The organism is Rathayibacter sp. AY1F9 (genome assembly GCF_002932155.1).
Taxonomy (GTDB): domain Bacteria; phylum Actinomycetota; class Actinomycetes; order Actinomycetales; family Microbacteriaceae; genus Rathayibacter.
In genome coordinates, this window is sequence record NZ_PSVA01000026.1 from 36,453 (window position 1) to 52,260 (window position 15,808).

Consider the following 15,808-nt stretch of genomic DNA (forward strand, 5'->3'; position numbering starts at 1 on the left):
ACGCAACTCGTGGGTGACCGGTTGACGATCCCCATATGGGACGCCGTTCTACCTTGCGTTGCGCAACCGCAGACGATCGACGGTGACGCCGACCGCGACGGTGACTGCGGCGGCGACCAAGCCCCATCCGAGCCCGAGCGTGTATGTTCCCCTGCTCGGGTCAGCCCAGTTCTCGATCTCCGGGCGTCTGGCGAAAGCAGCAGCGTTGAGCTGGGTTGCCACGAAGGCGACAACAAGAGTCACCAGCGCAAACACCACCAGCGAAGCCAGAACCCACATCAGGAGCTGCCGACGTCGACTCCGCGCGTTCCCCGGAACAGTCATGTGCTGAGCGTACGAACTGGACCGCCGTGGCGCACTAGCCGCGGTGCAAAACGTCAACGATCAACCGGTCATCCTCCGTCTCTCGACGAAGGAGCAGGGCGTCCGGTGGTCGATCCCGATACGGGACGCGCGCCAGCACTGTGATACCTCGCGCCACGGTGACCGAACGACGTCGGAACCGACGAGGATCCGAGGCGTGAAGAACAGCAGTGACGGTGAGCACTACCTCCTCCTCAGGACAGCCCTCTGGGCAGACGCCACCGACGTCGTTGGAATCTATGGCAGCGAGCAGCGCGCTCGGGAAGCAGCAGGTTCCTCTACGGGACCCGATCAGTGGACGCTCGAGGAGTGGAGAGGAGACGTGCGCCGCAGCAGTCTCCAGCTCCAGGCCGCTACGCGCTCACGCTGACGCAATGGAGTTGCACGGCTACAGTCACGAAGGAGGGTCGCGATGCGGCGACCGCTGGGGAGGTCGCTGTGGGCGAATCGAATGATGGCCGCTTCAAGAAGCTGCCCGATCGGATCGAGCCGGCTCAGCAGACCGTGAGCGTCCCGGCCAGCGAAGACGACTCCACGACGCCACCGCAACCGCCGGCCGGCGTTCCTGACCTCGTGATCGCGACTCGCGTGGCGGACGCCGCCACGATGACCGGCCTTCTCCGCCGTACGGCGGGGCGCGTTGCACTGACGGTCGTCGTCGTCGCGGCCGGCCTCGTCACCGTCCTCGCCGCGCTCAACCTGCGCCTGTAACCAGACCGATCAGCCGTGAGCGAGGACGGCGCGTCCGACAGCGGCGCCTCTCGACTCGCCCACCGAACATTCCGGGGATCCCATGCTCAGAGCACTTTCGTCCACTTCCATGTTCTGGATCGGTGTCGCCGGGATTCTCCTGGGCATCGTCTTCGGCACGATCGTGCCGTTCTGGATCGCCCCCTACCAAGCCAACGGATCACCCACCGTCGAACAGATCATCAGCACCATCCCGGTCCTCACACGAATCGCGGAGGGCATCGGCTACTCGTTCGTCGCAGGAGCCTTCGTCGTTCGCCACTTCGAGAAGCGCGAACTCGTCGACGCTCGACGGTCCGTGCACTTCGTCGGCCGAGCAGCCCGGAAAGACGAGCAGTAGCCCCTCCGAGCAGTCCGCTGAAAGCGTCCCGCGGATCGATCCCCTTACAGGACACTCTCGGTCGCGAGTCGGTAGCTCCTCGTGGTGAGAGCCGCGTCACGCCTACTGTTCTCCCGTGGGAGAACTCAAGGGAACGAGCTCGGCGGCGGTCGAGGCCGCTTCACGTCGCGCCGAGGGGTGGATACGCCGTGGTTGAACGCCTGGACAGTTGGGACCCGAGCAGACTCTCGCCGGACCGGCAGACACCACCCCGCCAACGACGGTCGGTGAGACTGTCGATCGCGCTGGGAGCTCTAGCCGTCGTGGCGGCCGCGGTTCTGTGGGTAGGTGATCTGCTGTTCGGAGTGCATGGCCCTTCCCACTACGTCAGCATCACCAACGACACCGGAGCCTCACTCACCTGGTCCTGCTCCTGGTCCGATCTTCACCTCGCCGCCGGGGAGACAGGTCAGCTGCGCATCCTCGACCAGCCCGACCAGGACTACGGCTGCGTCCCACAAGCAGCAACCCCCTTCGTAGCGGCGGCGCACAACAACGGCATCTGCCCGTCACTGACCTCTATGACCGAGGGAAGGCAGTTCACGGCAACCGACTTCGCGAAGACCTACCGCTGCCCGTAGCTGGATACGCGACCGGTGAACGATCCCCTAACGGGACGACCCAAGTCCGATCGAAGGTCAGTAGGCGACGTCAGCGGGCGCTGGCTTCCCGACTCGGCTGTGATCGGGCCGACGGGCTCGGTAGGAAGATCCGGCCAGGAGGACACCTGCAGTCACAGCAGCTAGCGACGTGGCGACGCCGGTAAAGGGCAAGGTGTCCGCGACATCCCACGGGAGAAAGAACGCTCCAGGGTCGGTGAGGGGGTTGATGACCATGAGGAGCCCAACACCAATCAGCGTGACGGGTCGTCCTGGCGAGAGTACGAAGGCGCCGAATATCACGAGCGGGAAGGCGACGGCCCAGACGATCGTTGTGGCGATCCACGTGAAGTCTGACTGTGTGGCGCTGTAGCAACCCTCGTTCAGGCCACCGAGGCACGAGCTCCAGTGCACCAGGAACGCGGCGGCACCAGCAGCCCCGAGCAAGGCGATTGTCCATCCAACCAACTGGCCTGACGTCGCGAGTCGCTTCATGGGCTCAACATAGAACTCGAAGGTGAACCTGAGCTAGATCCACACGGTCGAAGCGAAGGCCACCGCCCCCTCGCCCCGATGAACGATCTCCATACGGAACAAGCGGTCGTTCGACCGTGCCGTGGGCTGCTCAACCGATGATCATGGCGGTACGCAGAGCGAGAACCCAGCTGGTGACGGCGCCGACCACGCCCAAGGCGAGCAACAGCCACCTCCATCGAGCGTGAGAGCGCCTGCTGGCGCGCATCGCTACGACCAGGAGAACAAGGGTCGCGAGGGCGACAGAGCACAGAGCCGGCCACGCGACGTCAAACCCCGTGCACTGAGGCGGAAGGGACTCGTTGCACGCGAACGAGAATCCGTCGAGGAAGACGCCCGCGACGAGGGCGAGGAGAGTGATTGCGCCCGCGATCGCTGCGGAAGCCTTGAGCGACAGCGTCTGCACAACATCACTATCGGACCAACGGGTGAACGGCAGGAGCGCGCTGGACCACTCGGGTCAGATCCGCATCGGTGAACGATCCTCTTACGGGACGGCCATTGCGCTGACCGGGAGACTCTCCGGCTAACGTGGCTACATGCGGCAGATCGTCCATCTTCATCGGAGGGCCGCTCTCTGTGCTGTACCCGTCGGCGTGGTGCTGGGTGCGCTGCTCGGTCTGGGATTGGTCCTTACGGGTAACTCCGACTTCCGCGAACAGGGCGGGTGGGGCGCCTTCGCCTACTTGATTATGGTGGGCGCCATTATCGGTGGGGTCAGTGCCCTGGCTGCCGTCGCCGGAGGATTCGTGGCGATTCTGATCACTCTGCGGTCGGGACGAGCCACCGAGTCGTCCCCGCTGATCAGCCCTATTGGGCCGGCCGTAGGGTCGAGCGTTCCGTGGGTTGTTGCGGCCGGCGTAGCTGCCGTCGTGGGTGATCCGATGACGGCGGGGATCGCTGTCGGTCTCGGTGTCGTGGCGGCTGTAGTCGGCGGGGTGAGTGCTGCACTACTTCTTCGAGGGGTGAAGTACTCGAGCATCACTACTGCGGCTGACGATTCCGGCGCGCTCACGTCGGTTGTGCAGACGAACTCGAAGACCTGAACGTTCACGGTCATCTGCACGAGGTTTGGGACGCAGCGACGAGCTGTGCAGGCGACCGTGAGGAACGACAGGCGCTCGGTGTCGCGTCTGCGTGCACCGATGAACGATCGTCCACCGGGACGGTCGGCGGACTAGCATTTTCAGCATGGGGCGACGCCAGCACACTAAGGCTCTAGTCCGGTTGGCGTGCGCAGCTACGCTCATGGGCGTCGCGCTGTGGGTGACCTGGGCGACGTCGTCCTACTGGCAGCCATGCACGGGCGCTAGATGGAATGAAATGAACCCGTCCTGCGCTGAGGCCATGTCGTCGTACGACCTCATGCCCCTTCTGTATCTCTGGGGTGCCCTCGCTCTCGTCGTTGTAGCTCTGGTGGTCGCACGCCTCGTTCCCTGGGTTCCCGCAGGGGTAGCGACGGTTGCAGCAGTTGTTCTCGCCTGCCCTGTGGCAGACCCCGGATTCTTCTGGGTCGAATGGGGCAGCGCCGACGGCACTCCCGGACACGGCCTCTGGACGGCGTGCTGGATTGCAGCTGCCGGTCTAGCCCTCGTCTACCCGTCACGCACCCGGAACCCGAGTATTCGCACAAACACGCCGGATGGAGCAGCTACTACACCGTCCGTCGCTATCTGATCGTTCGGCCCGGTGCACTCCGGGCTGAACACTGCGACGCGATTCGCTTGCGGTGACGCGCTTGCCAGTGGGTCAGGGCAGGCAGCGGAAGGGACGGCGACGGCGCGCGAGAACGAGCAGTGGCCCAAAACGTCGGACCGTCGAACGATTCCCGCACGAGACGTCTCCCGTAGCGATGCCGGTGAGAGCGGCACACCTAGACTCCTGCGCATGACCGCTTCGTCATCCGTGGACGTGTCGCGGCGCCGACGCCGTTCGGCTCGTCGCCGCCTGTCCTTCTTCGGCGTCCTCGGCGAGCTGCTGATGACCGCAGGGGTCCTCGTTCTGCTGTTCCTCGCCTGGCAGCTGTGGTGGAACGACGCCGTGATCGCGGGCCGGCAGGAAGATCAAGCGGCCGAGCTGCGCCAGAGCTGGGGTGATGACGCCCCGTCCGCTGAGGCGCCGTCCGAGCCGAGTGCTGAGCCGGCCGCCCCCGGCGACCCAGTGATCGCGCCAGTCGCAGCTCTAGACACCACGTTCGGCAACCTCTATATCCCCCGGTACGGCGAGGGGTGGGTGCGCACGATCGCTGAGGGCGTCGACGCGGAGAACGTGCTCGACGTGGGCAGTATCGGCCACTACCCGGGAACGCAGATGCCCGGCGAAGTGGGGAACTTCGCGATCGCCGCGCACCGCTCCGCCGCCGGCGGAGGAATGCACCTCATCGATGAGCTGCAACTGGGTGATGCGATCTACATCGAGACCGCCGACGGCTGGTACACCTACCGGTTCCGGAACCTCGAATACGTGCAGCCCTCCGAAGTGCAGGTCATCGATCCGGTCCCCTGGACGAGCGACGTCGCTCCGACCGACCGCCTCATCACGATGACGAGCTGCAATCCGCTGCTGTCGACCGCGGAGCGGATCATCGCCTACGGCGTCTTCGAGTCGTGGCAGCCCCGCTCCGCCGGAGCGCCCGCCGAGCTCGCCGCGTCCCTCGCGACCTGACGTCCGGCGTGGTCGCCGGCGCCCTGACGAGGGCGGCGAGCCGATTTCGTGCTGCGGCAGACGTTTGCGGGTCGGGTGGACATGTACAGGATGAACCCGCTTTCGAAGGAGCCCGTCATGACTGCCGCCCCTGACCGAGACCCCCTGGACGTCCTGCTGAATGAGTCCAGCCCCCGCACATCGACAGTGACGGACGACGTCGCCGCCGAGCTGGCCGAGCTGCAACAGCTCGCGGCGGCAGAGGCCCGCGTCAGCCGCCACCGCTGGGCCCGTCCTGCGGTCGCCGGAGTCGCTTCGCTGGTACTACTCGGTGGCATGGCGACAGCGGCCGCCGCGGCGACGGGCGCGTGGTCGCCGTGGGCGGAGACGCCGGACGCCTCGATCACCTATTCGCTGCCCAGCGGTGTCCAATGCGAGGAGCGCATGGGAGACGTTCAAGGGACCGATCCGGCGGCCGTCGCCGTAGTCGAGAACTTCTACCAGACGACCGACATCGACGCTCTCCTCAGCGACGGTGCGCTCGAGGAGACCGTCGCGCAACTGCGCACCGAGGACCAATCCTTCATCAACGCTGACGGATCCCGCACGTCGGCCGGCTACGGCACCGAGTTCTACAACGCCGACCGGGAGTACTCGACCGCGGTTGGACGCATCATCAGCAACGCCCTCGACGCCGAACTCACTGCGCAGAACGTCGACGTCGACGCCGCGAACATCAGCATCGCCGGCGAAGCCCACTGCCCCGGAGCGACCTGGTGACCCGCAGGAAGATCGATGAGGCGGAGCAACTCACCGAGGCCCTGCGCGTCGCCTCGCCCGACCTGCTCAAGTACCTACAACGCCGCCTCCCTCTCGAGGACGCCGCCGACGCGCTCGCGGACGTCATGCTCACCGCATGGCGCCGCGTCGGTGCCCTCCCCCGCACCGCGGAGGAGTCGAGGATGTGGCTGTTCGGCATCGCCCGGAACGTCCTCTCGAACAGCACCCGCACTGAGAACAGGCGAGCCGACCTCTCCAGCCGGCTCCGCGGCGTCCTCACGACCGCTTCCACCGAAGGACGCCCCGCCGACGAAGGAGTCGACGTGCGCGACGCGATCGCCAGGCTCGCGCCAGAACAGGCCGAACTCGTCCGCCTCATCCACTGGGACGGCTTCTCCATCACCGAAGCGGGACACCTCCTCGGCGTCCCCGCGTCCACCGCACGCACCCGCTACCAACGAGCACGAGAAGACCTGCGGTCGACCCTGGCGGCATCACCAGCAAGCGACGACGACGCCAAGCCCCTCCGAGCGGTCCGCTGAAAGCGTCCCGCAGATCGATCCCCATGTGAGACAGCCCATGGACTAGGAGCAACTGTGATCCTCTCCTGCGAGACTTCGCTGCATGAGTGAGCTCCGGCCTGTGCAGCATCAGGAGGAGCACGTGCGATCGAGGACGAAGCGGTCTGGCGCGCGAACCTGGCGCCGTCTCGGATTGGGAAGCGTCGCACGGTTCATCGCGATCCTTGTGGCGGGGCTTGCGTCTCCGCTCTCGGTGGCAGCCGTGGTCGGCGGGAACGACTGTCCCGGGTACCTTGGGGCGTCAGACGTTCGCGCTCTGCTGGCAGTCGCCGGCGTCGCCTCGATACTTCTCGCTCTGTTCGTCCTTTGCGCGGGCCGTGACGAGACGCTGGACGGTCACCATCGAACCGCCGGCCCCATGGCACTCATCGCAGTGATACCCGGCTGGGCCGGGACCTGGCTCTCCTCTCTCCTCTGGGACCCGTGGGACACCCGGAGAGGACCCGAGCCCGCACTGACCCTTTCGAACCTGGGGTTTCTTCCCATCGCAGAACTGAGCATCATGCTCATCGCCGCGACGATCGCTGGACGCATCACCAGGACGCTGCCACGAGTCGCCGTCCTCGTCGCGGCCAGCGTCACCGCCACCGTCGTCGTTCCGCTGATCGCAAGCGGCTTTGTCGGCGGCTGCTAAGGCTCCACCCCTGCCCGCTCCTAGGTCGGTCTCGAGGAAAGTCAGGGAGCCGGAGTGGACGGCACCTGGCAGGTCGCCAACAAGTGAGCGAAGCAGGAACGCTGCGTCGCCGGGTCCCTGCTCGCCGCTACAGACCTGCCGCAGGGGCAGTCCGGAAGCCGCAACCGTCGGCGTTCGTGGTTCGACTGTGGCGACGCGGCCAAGAAGTGGGGACTTCGTTCGGCCGAGCGACAGATCGGCGCGGGGGCGCCGGTGTCGCACTGCTCTCGGCCGCGGCTCGGTCGCGGCCGAGAGCAGCACCACGAAACGGGGCACCGCGAGAACCGGTAAACGATCCCCGACCGGACACCCGAGCCGGGCGGGAGAGGAAAACGCCGTCGACGGCTCATAGATCGGCTCACTCGGATCGAGCTGTCGAGGGTAGATTCGCCGGATGATGGCGACTCGGACCGGCCGCTCCACCCTCGCTTTGCTGCTCTCCCTTCCCGTGTTTGCGCTCGTCGGTTGCGCCGGTTCGACGACGGGGGCTCCGGCGTCGACATCGGATGCCGCACCGGCGTCGAGCGCGACCGCCACTCCGACGTCGACCGCCTCGACTACTCCCACGCCGACCGCGACTGCGCAGGGGGAAGCGGCCGGTCCGGTGTGGCCAGAGGACCCATGCCAGGACACGCAGCTCACGGCCACGGTGGAGGACCGGCCCGAGCTCTCCGGGGCGGGCCAGGAAGGGTTTGCGATCGTGCTCACGAACGCCTCGGATCAGGCGTGCTCGTACTTCGGGTGGCCGGGCGTTCTGATGCTCGGCGCCGATGGCACACAGCTCACCAGCGCCGGCACGTCGGGTGCGGAAGCGTTCCCGGGGGCTCTCGCCCCGGGTGAGTCGGCGAAGGCGGAGGGCCAGCTCTCGGCGGTCGGCGCATACGACTGCACGCCGACTACCGCGACGACTGTCCGGGTGCTCGTCACCTCGGACGGCGCCGGCCCGGGAATCGACACGCCCTCCGATTTCCAGGTCTGCGGCGGGGACGGTCGCAGTGACTTCACGACCGGGCCGCTCACGCCGGCTTCCTAACTCCTCCTGAGCCCCGGCTGCACTCGTGGATGGGTTCGAGGGTGGAGACAGCTTCGTGCTGTTCCTGCTGCTGGGCGCCCTTCCCTTCCTCCTCCTCGTGGCCGTGGTCTCGGTCGTCACGATCGGCATCCTTCAATGGATCGGTGGGCGCGGTCGGTCCCGTCCGTAGGCTGAGCGCATGTGCGGTCGATTCGTCGTCAAGGACAACACCGAGGGCCTGCTCCCGGACCTCTTCACCGGCGACTTCGCCGGCCTGCGGCCGAACTACAACGTGGCGCCGACGTCGCCGGTGACGGTCGTGCGTGAGCGCGACGGGGAGCGGTCGGCGCCGACCGTGCATTGGGGGTTCGTGCCGGTGTGGGCGAAGGACTTCAAGAAGCAGCGGCCGCAGCCGATCAACGCGCGGATCGAGACGGTCGCGAGCTCGCCCATGTTCCGGAAGGCGTTCGCGACGTCGCGGGTGCTGATCCCAGCCGCCGGCTACTACGAGTGGACGGTCACGGAGACGGGGAAGCAGCCGCACTTCATCTACGAGCCCGACGCGGCCCTCGCTATGGCGGGCATCGTGTCGGCGTGGCCGGACCCGTCGAAGGCGGAGGACGATCCGGAGAAGTGGCGGCTGTCGACGGCGATCATCACTCGCGACTCGCATGTGGCGCCGGGTGAGGTCCACGACCGGATGCCGGCGTGCATCACGCCGGACGGGTACGACGACTGGCTCGGCGGGCACCTCGACGTCGACGCTCTGATGCAGCTGCTCGAGTGGGAGTCGCTCGCGGTCGCGCACGACCTCGAGCACTACGAGGTGTCCCGCGATGTGAACAGCGTCCGCAACAACGGACCCCACCTGCTCGACCCGCTCCCGCCGGCCGCGGTCCCGACCTGACCGGGATGACTTTCGACCTGTGGGCGGGGCTGCTGCTGCTCTTCCTGAACTACCTGCCGTTCGTGGCGGTCGGCTTCGTCGTCTTGTTCGTGATCGTGGGGTTCGTAGTCCTCATGCGCCGCGAGGCGCGACGTGACCGCAAGTAGAAACTGCTCGACCGGGTGCGCTGGGCATCGCCACCGTTGGCACGTCGTGTCTAATGGTGCGGTGCGGTCGAGAAGTGGGGACTTCGTTGACACCGCGAGCGGCCATACCGGGCAAGGGGCTCCGGTGCCGCCCTGCTCTCGGCTGCGCGCATGGCGCGGCCGAGAGCAGCACCCGCCGGCTCAGCGGTGCTGCACCCAGATGTTCGGCTCCACGTAGATCCCTTCGTCCGCGTCGCGGTCGACGCGCAGCGTCGAGAGGTCGCCGGGGATGACGTACTCCCCCGATGTCGGCAGGGCCATCCCGGTCCACTCCTCCCACTGGGCGACGGTGCCGGTCATCACCTGCGACCGAGGGGCGACGCCGAGGACCGTCGCGCCCATCCGCATGTGCGTGCGCAGCCACGGGTCCAGCGGCAGCCCGTCCTTCCGGGTCCATGCGGCGTAGACGTCGATCGGGGTCAGCGGGTAGCGCGGCTTCATCGTCGGGCGCAGCGGCACGATCACGTGGTCGTAGCCGCTCGTGACGGCGCCGAGGTGGCAAAGTATGGTGCGGCAATCAATGAACTTACACTTCGTCTTTCAAAGGAAGATCAACCGATCCTCGACGTGCTGCAAGCGATGTTCACCTTGACGCAGGCCGCGCCGAGCGCCGGCAAGAGCGACGCCGTGGCGAAGGCGATGCAGATCCTCACATTATGGGCACGGGGAGACATTGCAGTTGAATCAATACTGACGGAGGTGAGGTTTAGCGCGAGGCTTGAAGTGGGTGATCGTATCCGGATCTTGCCGAAGACGACGCCGTGACCGAAGCCAAGTCGATCAGATAGTTGACCAAGCCACGGCCGTAGACACTAAGGTGGCCTCGTGACGAAGATTCGATCTAGCGACGTGTTCACCCCCGGGAAGAACACCACTCTGACCTACGTCGACCGCGCGGACGATGGCGCTGCCGCCAGGCTCCGCAAACATATCCGGCGCGGCGGAATGCTTGTGTCGGTTGTCGGTCCTACCAAAATGGGCAAGACTGTACTTGCTCAAAAAGAAGCTCCGAATGCATTTGTAATTCAAGGGCATGCTATCCAGAAGGTCGAAGACTTTTGGACCCGCTTCGCCACATATTTTGGGATCCCTAGCGAAACTTCGCAGTCAAAGGTGACAGGAGATAAAAGCAAATGGGGATTCTTCAGCAAACTAAGTCTTTTCGGAGTTGGCGAAGCTGGAGCGGACGTTGGGGGTGAGCACACCACCGATATTGGCTCTTCGTCCAACACAACAATCAACCCCGAGCAAGCCGCTCTTGAGGCGGTTAAAACCATCTACGCAAAGGGTGGTCGCGTCACCGTGGTGGTTGACGACTTCCACTTCATCCCCCGGGGGGTTCGGAAGTCACTCGTGCAAGCGCTTAAGCCGGTTGCTTTCGCCGGCGCCTGCATCATCTTCATCACACTGCCCCACCGTCGCGCAGAAAGCACCGACCTTGTCTCGGATATGGGAGGCAGAACGGCAGTGGTCGAGGTCACGCCGTGGGCATCTACGGACTTGGCAGAAATCGCCAGCATTGGCTTTCCTAAGCTCCGGCTCGAAGACCACCTTGGTCTCGGGGAGAAGTTGGCCGCCAATAGCTACGGCAGTCCTCAGATCATGCAGCAACTGTGTCTTGAGCTGGTCGAGACCGTCAACGATGTAATCGAGGAGTGCGACGAACCCACCCTTGTGAACGAGCCAGCCGACTGGGAGGACTTCTACCGCGAAGTCCGAGATGAAGGCGCAATAAAGTGGGTTCAGAGATTCATTGGCGGACCACTTGTGCGCGGGCAGAAGAGAAAAACTCACACTCTTGTGGATGGGCGTGAATATGATGGCTACCAGGTCATAATCGCTGCCCTCAAGGAGCTCGGTCCCCCTCTCGACCTTTCTCCCACCGAGCTGAATCTACAAATCGACAGCATGCTCAGGGACCAGAAGTCAGGAGACGTAAAGGTCGGCGGCAAACTGGCACAAATGAGCGCGCTGGCGACAAAACCCCTAGAGGCCGCGCTGAAAGAGGCGGACAATGAGGACGCCGAAGTCGGCGAAATCTTCCAAGATCTACCAGGCAATGACCCTGCGAGCGGGACACCGCAGCCCGTCTTTGAATATATGCCCGAGGATGTCGGAAATACAATTCACATTCTCGAGCCATACGTCGCCTACACTATTCGTTGGCACGTCGACGGCTTGCTGGAATAGCAGCTACTGAAACGTCCATTATGATGCGGCAGAACATGACCGAGCCGTAAGAGCACATTAGACATATTCATCTTTACTAAGCAGTAGGAGCCCCCTGATGGCACAGAAGCTGACTCTCATCGATGATCTCGACGGCACTCCGATCGAGGGCGACGGTGGAACCGTCAACTTCTCGATCGACGGTGCGAACTATGAGATCGATCTGTCGGCAGAGAACGCCGACGCGCTGCGCGCCGTGTTCGAGAAGTACGTCGACGCGGGCCGGCGGGTGCGCCGGGACGGCAACGCCGGTTCGGCGTCGCCCGCTCGAGCGAAGGCCGCCCCGGAGCGGTTGAAGGCGGTTCGGGAGTGGGCGGCGGAGAACGGGCACGAGGTCTCCTCGCGCGGCCGTATCCCCGCGGACGTGCAGAAGGCGTACGACGACGCCCACTAGATCGGGACTACCGTTGATGGTCTGACGAGCGCATCGGGAGGGGTGCCGGTGGTTGCATCGTTGTCGACGGCGGCTCTGCTGCGCAGCCCCTGGGCGCGGATGGCCGCTCTGATCACCGCACACGACGATGGCGGCGACCGGGAGCGGGTGCGCTCGGCAGTCGCGCGGCCGGTGTTCGCGAAGGCCGGGAAGATGGTGCGCTACTCCCCCGCCGCCGACGTCCTTGGCGACGGTGACGAGTATGTGGAGCCGTCGCCGGAGCTGTTGGCGTTCGTGGCGCATCAGTACGCGATCCCGGCGGGGTTTCTGACCGGCGCGGATGACAACGAGGTGCGTGATGCCGCGTTGCATCGCGCTCTCGATGAGCGGTATCTGCGGGGAACTGCGGTGCCGGATTCATTCACGGAGACGACGCGATGCCCGACGTTGGCGGGCGAGCTCGGCAGGGGCGGCGATGTGGCGACGGCGCTGCGCGCAGCGGAGCGCCGGTCACTGCTGGCCGCGATCCCCATCGCGCTGGTGAGCATCGGACTGACCGGCGTGCTCGCGGCGGCGGCCGTGGTGACTGCCGCCGATGGGTGGCAGTGGCTCTTGGCGTTGCTGTTCCTCGCGGCCGCGGTGACGGTCGTGTGGGCGTGGACGACGCGGCTGGTGTCGGCGGTGAGGTTCTTCCGGCTGCCTCCGGCCACCGCGCAGCGGTGGTCGGATCTGCTGCTGAAAGAAGCAGTCGGCGTCTACTTCCATGACCTCTACACGGAGGGCTACCTCCCCCGGGCCTGGTTCCACGACACCTTCTGCCGGAACCAGCCGATCACCCGGGCGGCGTTCGAGCGGCTGGGCACGGACACTGTGACGCGCGGGATCCTCGTGCACATGGCGATGCGTCAACTTCCTGCGTTGCAGCGGGCGCATCGCCGGCAGGTGCGGCCGCCGGCGGGGCTGTGAGCCGCCCGCGCACCGAAGGCCGCGCGCGGTCCCTCGGCCAATCGGGGCGAATGGCGGGGTCCGCGACAGCGGAGCTAGGGGATGAAGACCCCGCTCGACGCTGCCTCGTCAGAGTAGGCCGCTCTGAGAGCTGGGGGCAGTCCCAGTCGCGAATGCGACAGTGACGCCATGACCACTCCTCGCACTCCCCTGGCTCGAGCTGCGCTGATCAGTAACGGGATGGTCTGGTTCGGGCTGTCGCTGATGTTCGCGAGCATCGCCGGCGAGCAGACGTTCGCCGCGTTCTCGGGCGAGTGGTTCAACGTCCTGGGCTGGTTCCTCCTCGTCGCCGTAGCGATCGGCTTGGCCGTCGTTGGTGTGATCGAGAACCGCAACATCCGAGCGGGCAAGCGGCACCGGCCGCGCCCTCGCCGCTGATCGCCGCTCGAGCGCGGGTGGCCGTTCCATCCGCGTGACCGGGGGGGGTCGAGGGGGCTCTCCCCCTCGTGCGGGCCGGCCCGTTTCGGGTCGGCCCGCACGCGCGCTCAGAGCATGTAGAGGTGGTATCCGACCGCCACGCCCTCGCGGAGCGGGCCGAAGGTGTCGGCGTAGTCCTGCGTCTCGTGGCTGTTCGTGATGAGGTCGAGCGCGACGCGCTCCTCGTCGCTCTCGTCGCTCATCTCGTCGGGCTCGTCCTCCCACTCGCGGAGGACCCGGTGCCCCGCGTCGGTGACGCGGTAGAGCGCCCAGTATCCGGAGAACGTGCCGACGCTCTCGCGCTTGAACACGAGAGCCTTGGCGGTCGGCCAGGCGTGCCGGGCGGCAGCGGTGAAGAGCACGCGCACCGCGGCGTGCAGGGCGCGGATCTCGCCCGTCTGGGCGGCAGCGTTCACGGCGTCTTGCGCGGCGCGCAGCTCGGCGGTGTGTCCCCACACGTCGACGTCGGGGGCGGGGGTCGTGGTGGTGGTCATGGTGGGCCTTTCTGCAGAGTCGAGGGAGGAGGGGCGGGGACCGGCGGATGCCGGTCCCCGCGGAGCGGGCTAGCTCAGAGCCGCGGCGTCGGCGGCGGTGGTGTCGCCGGTGACGACCTGCTCGACCGGGGAGAGCGCGTATCCCCAGGCGGCGAGCTGGCGGAAGTGAGCGGCGGCGCGGGCGTCGCCGCGGCGCCACGACTCCTTGCTCGTGTTCGCCTCCTGCCCTGCGAGGACGATGGCCAGCGCGACCAGTCGGGCCTTCGCGGGGTTCGCCTCGATCAGCGGGGCCAGCGCGTCGGCGTGGTAGCCGGAGGGCTGGGTGACACCGAGGAGGGTGTGCGCGAGAGCGTTGCCGTTGCTCATCCCGCCAGACACCGAGGAGCGGTGCGCAGTCAGCCCCAGGGCGATGACGCGCTCCGCGTCCTTCGGGAGGGTCTTGCGGGACAGGAGCGTCGCGATCCACTCGCGGCGCACCGTCTCCGCGGCGATCCAGGCGCGGTTGTTCGCGAGGAGGATGCGGCGCTCGGCGGACTTCGCCGCCTTCTCCTCGTCCGTCTCGGGCTCGGCGGGCGCGTTGTAGGCGTAGCTGAATCCGTGGGCCGTGGGGTCCTGGATCGCGTAGGAGACGTGGGTGTTGCCGTCGTAGATGGTGCTCACGAGGACGCCGCGCGGCTCGATGGTCGCGATGTGCTCGGCGGTGACGCGCTTGCCGTCTTCGGTGCGCAGCGGGTCGATGCTGACCCACGGGCTGCCCTCGCCGTCGACCTGCTCGCGGGTGAGGATGACGAATCCCACGGCCTCCTGGTTGGATTCCTCCACGAGGACGGCGACGCGGCGGGCGCGCGCCTTGCGGTAGCGCTCCGCGGTGTGGGCGAACTGGCTCGGGTTGGTGGTGGCGACGGCGATGAGGTCGGCGCGCACCTCCTCGTCGTCCTCGAAGTCGAGGATGACCGCAGCCTGGTCCAGAGTCAGCTCGTGCTCGTGCAGCGCGGTCCGCGCGACCGCGGACTCCTCGACCGCCAGGCCCGCTTTCACGGTCGCGGCCTTGGTGCCGGTGCGCTTGGCGATGCTCGCGGCCGACAGACCCTCGAACGACAGCTGCGCCCATGCGGCTGTGCGGTCGGCGGTGGTGAGTTCGACGCGCTGGTCGTTTTCGATGATCTGCTGCACGATCCGCTCGGCGGTCTTGTCGTCGCCCTCCACGACGTAGACCGGGATCGTCGCGAGGCCGATTTCACGGCTCGCGAGGGTCCGGCGCTGCCCCGCGCGGACGATCACGTTTCCGTGCTCGTCGCGGCGTCCGAGCACCGGCGACAGGATGCCGCTCTGACGGATGGAGTCGATGAACTCCTTCGTCAGCGGTGCGCTGGTGCGGACGTTCTGCTCGATCACGAGGGCGGTCGGGTCGATGTGCTCGATGGTCCCGGTTGCAGTGGTGTTCACGATGGTTTCTCCTTGATCAATGTGCGATCATTGAGGCGACGGGTCCCGTGGTTCTAGTGAAACTACGGGGCTTTTGTCGTCTTCCTGATCGTTTTTCGTTGCCTCTCCGGCGGGATGAAACCAATTGAGTGGAGACGCCGTAGTGACGGGCTTTCCGGGCGAAATAAGGGCGCTTGCGCCCGCGTCCGGAAAGGTCGGCACGGAGGCGTCGGAGCGAGATAGGTTGAAACCGCGGAGAGGTGAAGAAAACAGAAAAACAGGCCGCGTAGCGGCTTCCCCTCGGCGGTGCTCCGTCACCGCTGCGCGAGTGCAGCTCGCGCCCCCCGGAACGGGGATGCCGGGGACCCTTCTATGGCTTCTGGTCAAGTCGCGGCGCAGGACGCTCGCAGCGTCTGTCGTCGTCGGGGGCGATGACGCGCGGAGAACGTTCTCGAGGCT

Annotated in this window: 23 protein-coding genes; 17 read left to right on the forward strand and 6 right to left on the reverse strand. The window is 66.3% G+C overall.

Translation table 11 applies throughout. From position 1 onward, the window contains the following. Positions 1–48: 48 nt before the first annotated feature. The gene (locus C5C37_RS14525; protein ID WP_146078850.1) at positions 49–324 is read right to left on the reverse strand and encodes a hypothetical protein; all 276 of its coding nucleotides are present in this window, start codon (positions 322–324) and stop codon (positions 49–51) included. Between the two features lie 477 nt (positions 325–801). Between C5C37_RS14525 and C5C37_RS14530 the strand changes: the two genes are divergently transcribed. The 3 genes from C5C37_RS14530 to C5C37_RS14540 all read left to right on the forward strand — a co-directional run bounded on the left by C5C37_RS14530 (position 802) and on the right by C5C37_RS14540 (position 2,073). Continuing rightward, a complete protein-coding gene (locus tag C5C37_RS14530) occupies positions 802–1,074 on the forward strand; it encodes a hypothetical protein (RefSeq protein WP_104227086.1) in 273 nt (90 codons plus the stop codon). A 109-nt stretch (positions 1,075–1,183) separates the two neighbouring features. Beyond that, complete coding sequence (locus C5C37_RS14535; protein WP_104224259.1) at positions 1,184–1,453, forward strand: hypothetical protein; 270 nt, start codon at positions 1,184–1,186, stop codon at positions 1,451–1,453. A 344-nt stretch (positions 1,454–1,797) separates the two neighbouring features. Further along, the gene (locus C5C37_RS14540) at positions 1,798–2,073 is read left to right on the forward strand and encodes a hypothetical protein (protein WP_146085241.1); all 276 of its coding nucleotides are present in this window, start codon (positions 1,798–1,800) and stop codon (positions 2,071–2,073) included. A 57-nt stretch (positions 2,074–2,130) separates the two neighbouring features. On the opposite strand, the gene C5C37_RS14545 is transcribed toward C5C37_RS14540, so the two are convergent. Both C5C37_RS14545 and C5C37_RS14550 read right to left on the reverse strand, forming a co-directional pair. Beyond that, the gene (locus C5C37_RS14545) at positions 2,131–2,586 is read right to left on the reverse strand and encodes a hypothetical protein (RefSeq protein ID WP_104224249.1); all 456 of its coding nucleotides are present in this window, start codon (positions 2,584–2,586) and stop codon (positions 2,131–2,133) included. A gap of 130 nt (positions 2,587–2,716) precedes the next feature. Next, entirely contained in the window at positions 2,717–3,031 is a 315-nt protein-coding gene (locus C5C37_RS14550) for a hypothetical protein (RefSeq protein WP_104260277.1), read from the reverse strand. A gap of 133 nt (positions 3,032–3,164) precedes the next feature. Here C5C37_RS14550 and C5C37_RS14555 point away from each other — a divergent pair, with 133 nt between their 5' ends. The 9 genes from C5C37_RS14555 to C5C37_RS17640 all read left to right on the forward strand — a co-directional run bounded on the left by C5C37_RS14555 (position 3,165) and on the right by C5C37_RS17640 (position 9,367). Next, positions 3,165–3,671 (forward strand): hypothetical protein, encoded by a 507-nt coding sequence (locus C5C37_RS14555; protein WP_146076974.1) that lies wholly within the window; start codon positions 3,165–3,167, stop codon positions 3,669–3,671. An 841-nt stretch (positions 3,672–4,512) separates the two neighbouring features. After that, entirely contained in the window at positions 4,513–5,289 is a 777-nt protein-coding gene (locus tag C5C37_RS14560) for a class E sortase (protein ID WP_104238310.1), read from the forward strand. A 117-nt stretch (positions 5,290–5,406) separates the two neighbouring features. Beyond that, positions 5,407–6,048, forward strand: coding sequence for a hypothetical protein (locus C5C37_RS14565; protein WP_146078851.1), 642 nt, complete (start codon positions 5,407–5,409; stop codon positions 6,046–6,048). Then, positions 6,045–6,590, forward strand: coding sequence for an RNA polymerase sigma factor (locus C5C37_RS14570; RefSeq protein WP_104339156.1), 546 nt, complete (start codon positions 6,045–6,047; stop codon positions 6,588–6,590). The genes C5C37_RS14565 and C5C37_RS14570 overlap by 4 nt, the downstream gene beginning before the upstream one ends. Positions 6,591–6,987: 397 nt before the next feature. After that, positions 6,988–7,263 (forward strand): hypothetical protein, encoded by a 276-nt coding sequence (locus tag C5C37_RS17235; protein WP_146085242.1) that lies wholly within the window; start codon positions 6,988–6,990, stop codon positions 7,261–7,263. Positions 7,264–7,696: 433 nt separating this feature from the next. After that, positions 7,697–8,335, forward strand: coding sequence for a DUF4232 domain-containing protein (locus C5C37_RS14580; RefSeq protein WP_104339158.1), 639 nt, complete (start codon positions 7,697–7,699; stop codon positions 8,333–8,335). Between the two features lie 25 nt (positions 8,336–8,360). Then, a complete protein-coding gene (locus C5C37_RS17635; RefSeq protein ID WP_181127433.1) occupies positions 8,361–8,504 on the forward strand; it encodes a hypothetical protein in 144 nt (47 codons plus the stop codon). Positions 8,505–8,513: 9 nt separating this feature from the next. Beyond that, the gene (locus tag C5C37_RS14585; RefSeq protein WP_104339159.1) at positions 8,514–9,221 is read left to right on the forward strand and encodes an SOS response-associated peptidase; all 708 of its coding nucleotides are present in this window, start codon (positions 8,514–8,516) and stop codon (positions 9,219–9,221) included. A 5-nt stretch (positions 9,222–9,226) separates the two neighbouring features. Then, positions 9,227–9,367 carry a hypothetical protein gene (locus tag C5C37_RS17640; protein WP_181074970.1) on the forward strand — a complete coding sequence of 47 codons (141 nt, stop codon included), beginning with the start codon at positions 9,227–9,229 and terminating at the stop codon, positions 9,365–9,367. Between the two features lie 180 nt (positions 9,368–9,547). On the opposite strand, the gene C5C37_RS14590 is transcribed toward C5C37_RS17640, so the two are convergent. Continuing rightward, on the reverse strand, positions 9,548–9,865 hold the full coding sequence (locus C5C37_RS14590; RefSeq protein WP_146085243.1) for a hypothetical protein: 318 nt from the start codon (positions 9,863–9,865) through the stop codon (positions 9,548–9,550). Positions 9,866–9,871: 6 nt separating this feature from the next. On the opposite strand from C5C37_RS14590, the gene C5C37_RS14595 reads away from it, so the two are divergent. The 5 genes from C5C37_RS14595 to C5C37_RS14615 all read left to right on the forward strand — a co-directional run bounded on the left by C5C37_RS14595 (position 9,872) and on the right by C5C37_RS14615 (position 13,391). After that, on the forward strand, positions 9,872–10,171 hold the full coding sequence (locus tag C5C37_RS14595; protein WP_146085244.1) for a hypothetical protein: 300 nt from the start codon (positions 9,872–9,874) through the stop codon (positions 10,169–10,171). A 60-nt stretch (positions 10,172–10,231) separates the two neighbouring features. Next, positions 10,232–11,596, forward strand: a complete 1,365-nt coding sequence (locus tag C5C37_RS17240; protein WP_146082273.1) for a hypothetical protein — start codon at positions 10,232–10,234, stop codon at positions 11,594–11,596. Between the two features lie 97 nt (positions 11,597–11,693). After that, entirely contained in the window at positions 11,694–12,029 is a 336-nt protein-coding gene (locus C5C37_RS14605) for an Lsr2 family protein (protein ID WP_104339161.1), read from the forward strand. Positions 12,030–12,128: 99 nt separating this feature from the next. Beyond that, positions 12,129–12,974, forward strand: coding sequence for a hypothetical protein (locus C5C37_RS14610; protein ID WP_146085245.1), 846 nt, complete (start codon positions 12,129–12,131; stop codon positions 12,972–12,974). A gap of 168 nt (positions 12,975–13,142) precedes the next feature. Beyond that, the gene (locus tag C5C37_RS14615) at positions 13,143–13,391 is read left to right on the forward strand and encodes a hypothetical protein (protein ID WP_146082275.1); all 249 of its coding nucleotides are present in this window, start codon (positions 13,143–13,145) and stop codon (positions 13,389–13,391) included. A 107-nt stretch (positions 13,392–13,498) separates the two neighbouring features. Here C5C37_RS14615 and C5C37_RS14620 read toward each other — a convergent pair whose 3' ends face one another. Both C5C37_RS14620 and C5C37_RS14625 read right to left on the reverse strand, forming a co-directional pair. Then, a complete protein-coding gene (locus C5C37_RS14620; protein WP_104339162.1) occupies positions 13,499–13,924 on the reverse strand; it encodes a hypothetical protein in 426 nt (141 codons plus the stop codon). Positions 13,925–13,993: 69 nt separating this feature from the next. After that, positions 13,994–15,370: a ParB/RepB/Spo0J family partition protein gene (locus C5C37_RS14625; protein WP_104339163.1), complete on the reverse strand. Its 1,377-nt coding sequence runs from the start codon at positions 15,368–15,370 to the stop codon at positions 13,994–13,996. Between the last annotated feature and the right edge of the window lie 438 nt (positions 15,371–15,808).

Bases quoted from the DNA above. Each gene is read 5' to 3' on its own strand.
- C5C37_RS14580 (WP_104339158.1), top strand. From the start codon at position 7,697: ATGATGGCGACTCGGACCGGCCGCTCCACCCTCGCTTTGCTGCTCTCC.
- C5C37_RS14545 (WP_104224249.1), bottom strand. From the start codon at position 2,586: ATGAAGCGACTCGCGACGTCAGGCCAGTTGGTTGGATGGACAATCGCC.
- C5C37_RS14555 (WP_146076974.1), top strand. From the start codon at position 3,165: ATGCGGCAGATCGTCCATCTTCATCGGAGGGCCGCTCTCTGTGCTGTA.
- C5C37_RS14620 (WP_104339162.1), bottom strand. From the start codon at position 13,924: ATGACCACCACCACGACCCCCGCCCCCGACGTCGACGTGTGGGGACAC.
- C5C37_RS14610 (WP_146085245.1), top strand. From the start codon at position 12,129: ATGGCCGCTCTGATCACCGCACACGACGATGGCGGCGACCGGGAGCGG.
- C5C37_RS14535 (WP_104224259.1), top strand. From the start codon at position 1,184: ATGTTCTGGATCGGTGTCGCCGGGATTCTCCTGGGCATCGTCTTCGGC.
- C5C37_RS14605 (WP_104339161.1), top strand. From the start codon at position 11,694: ATGGCACAGAAGCTGACTCTCATCGATGATCTCGACGGCACTCCGATC.
- C5C37_RS17640 (WP_181074970.1), top strand. From the start codon at position 9,227: ATGACTTTCGACCTGTGGGCGGGGCTGCTGCTGCTCTTCCTGAACTAC.
- C5C37_RS17235 (WP_146085242.1), top strand. From the start codon at position 6,988: ATGGCACTCATCGCAGTGATACCCGGCTGGGCCGGGACCTGGCTCTCC.
- C5C37_RS14615 (WP_146082275.1), top strand. From the start codon at position 13,143: ATGACCACTCCTCGCACTCCCCTGGCTCGAGCTGCGCTGATCAGTAAC.
- C5C37_RS14560 (WP_104238310.1), top strand. From the start codon at position 4,513: ATGACCGCTTCGTCATCCGTGGACGTGTCGCGGCGCCGACGCCGTTCG.
- C5C37_RS14525 (WP_146078850.1), bottom strand. From the start codon at position 324: ATGACTGTTCCGGGGAACGCGCGGAGTCGACGTCGGCAGCTCCTGATG.
- C5C37_RS14585 (WP_104339159.1), top strand. From the start codon at position 8,514: ATGTGCGGTCGATTCGTCGTCAAGGACAACACCGAGGGCCTGCTCCCG.
- C5C37_RS14565 (WP_146078851.1), top strand. From the start codon at position 5,407: ATGACTGCCGCCCCTGACCGAGACCCCCTGGACGTCCTGCTGAATGAG.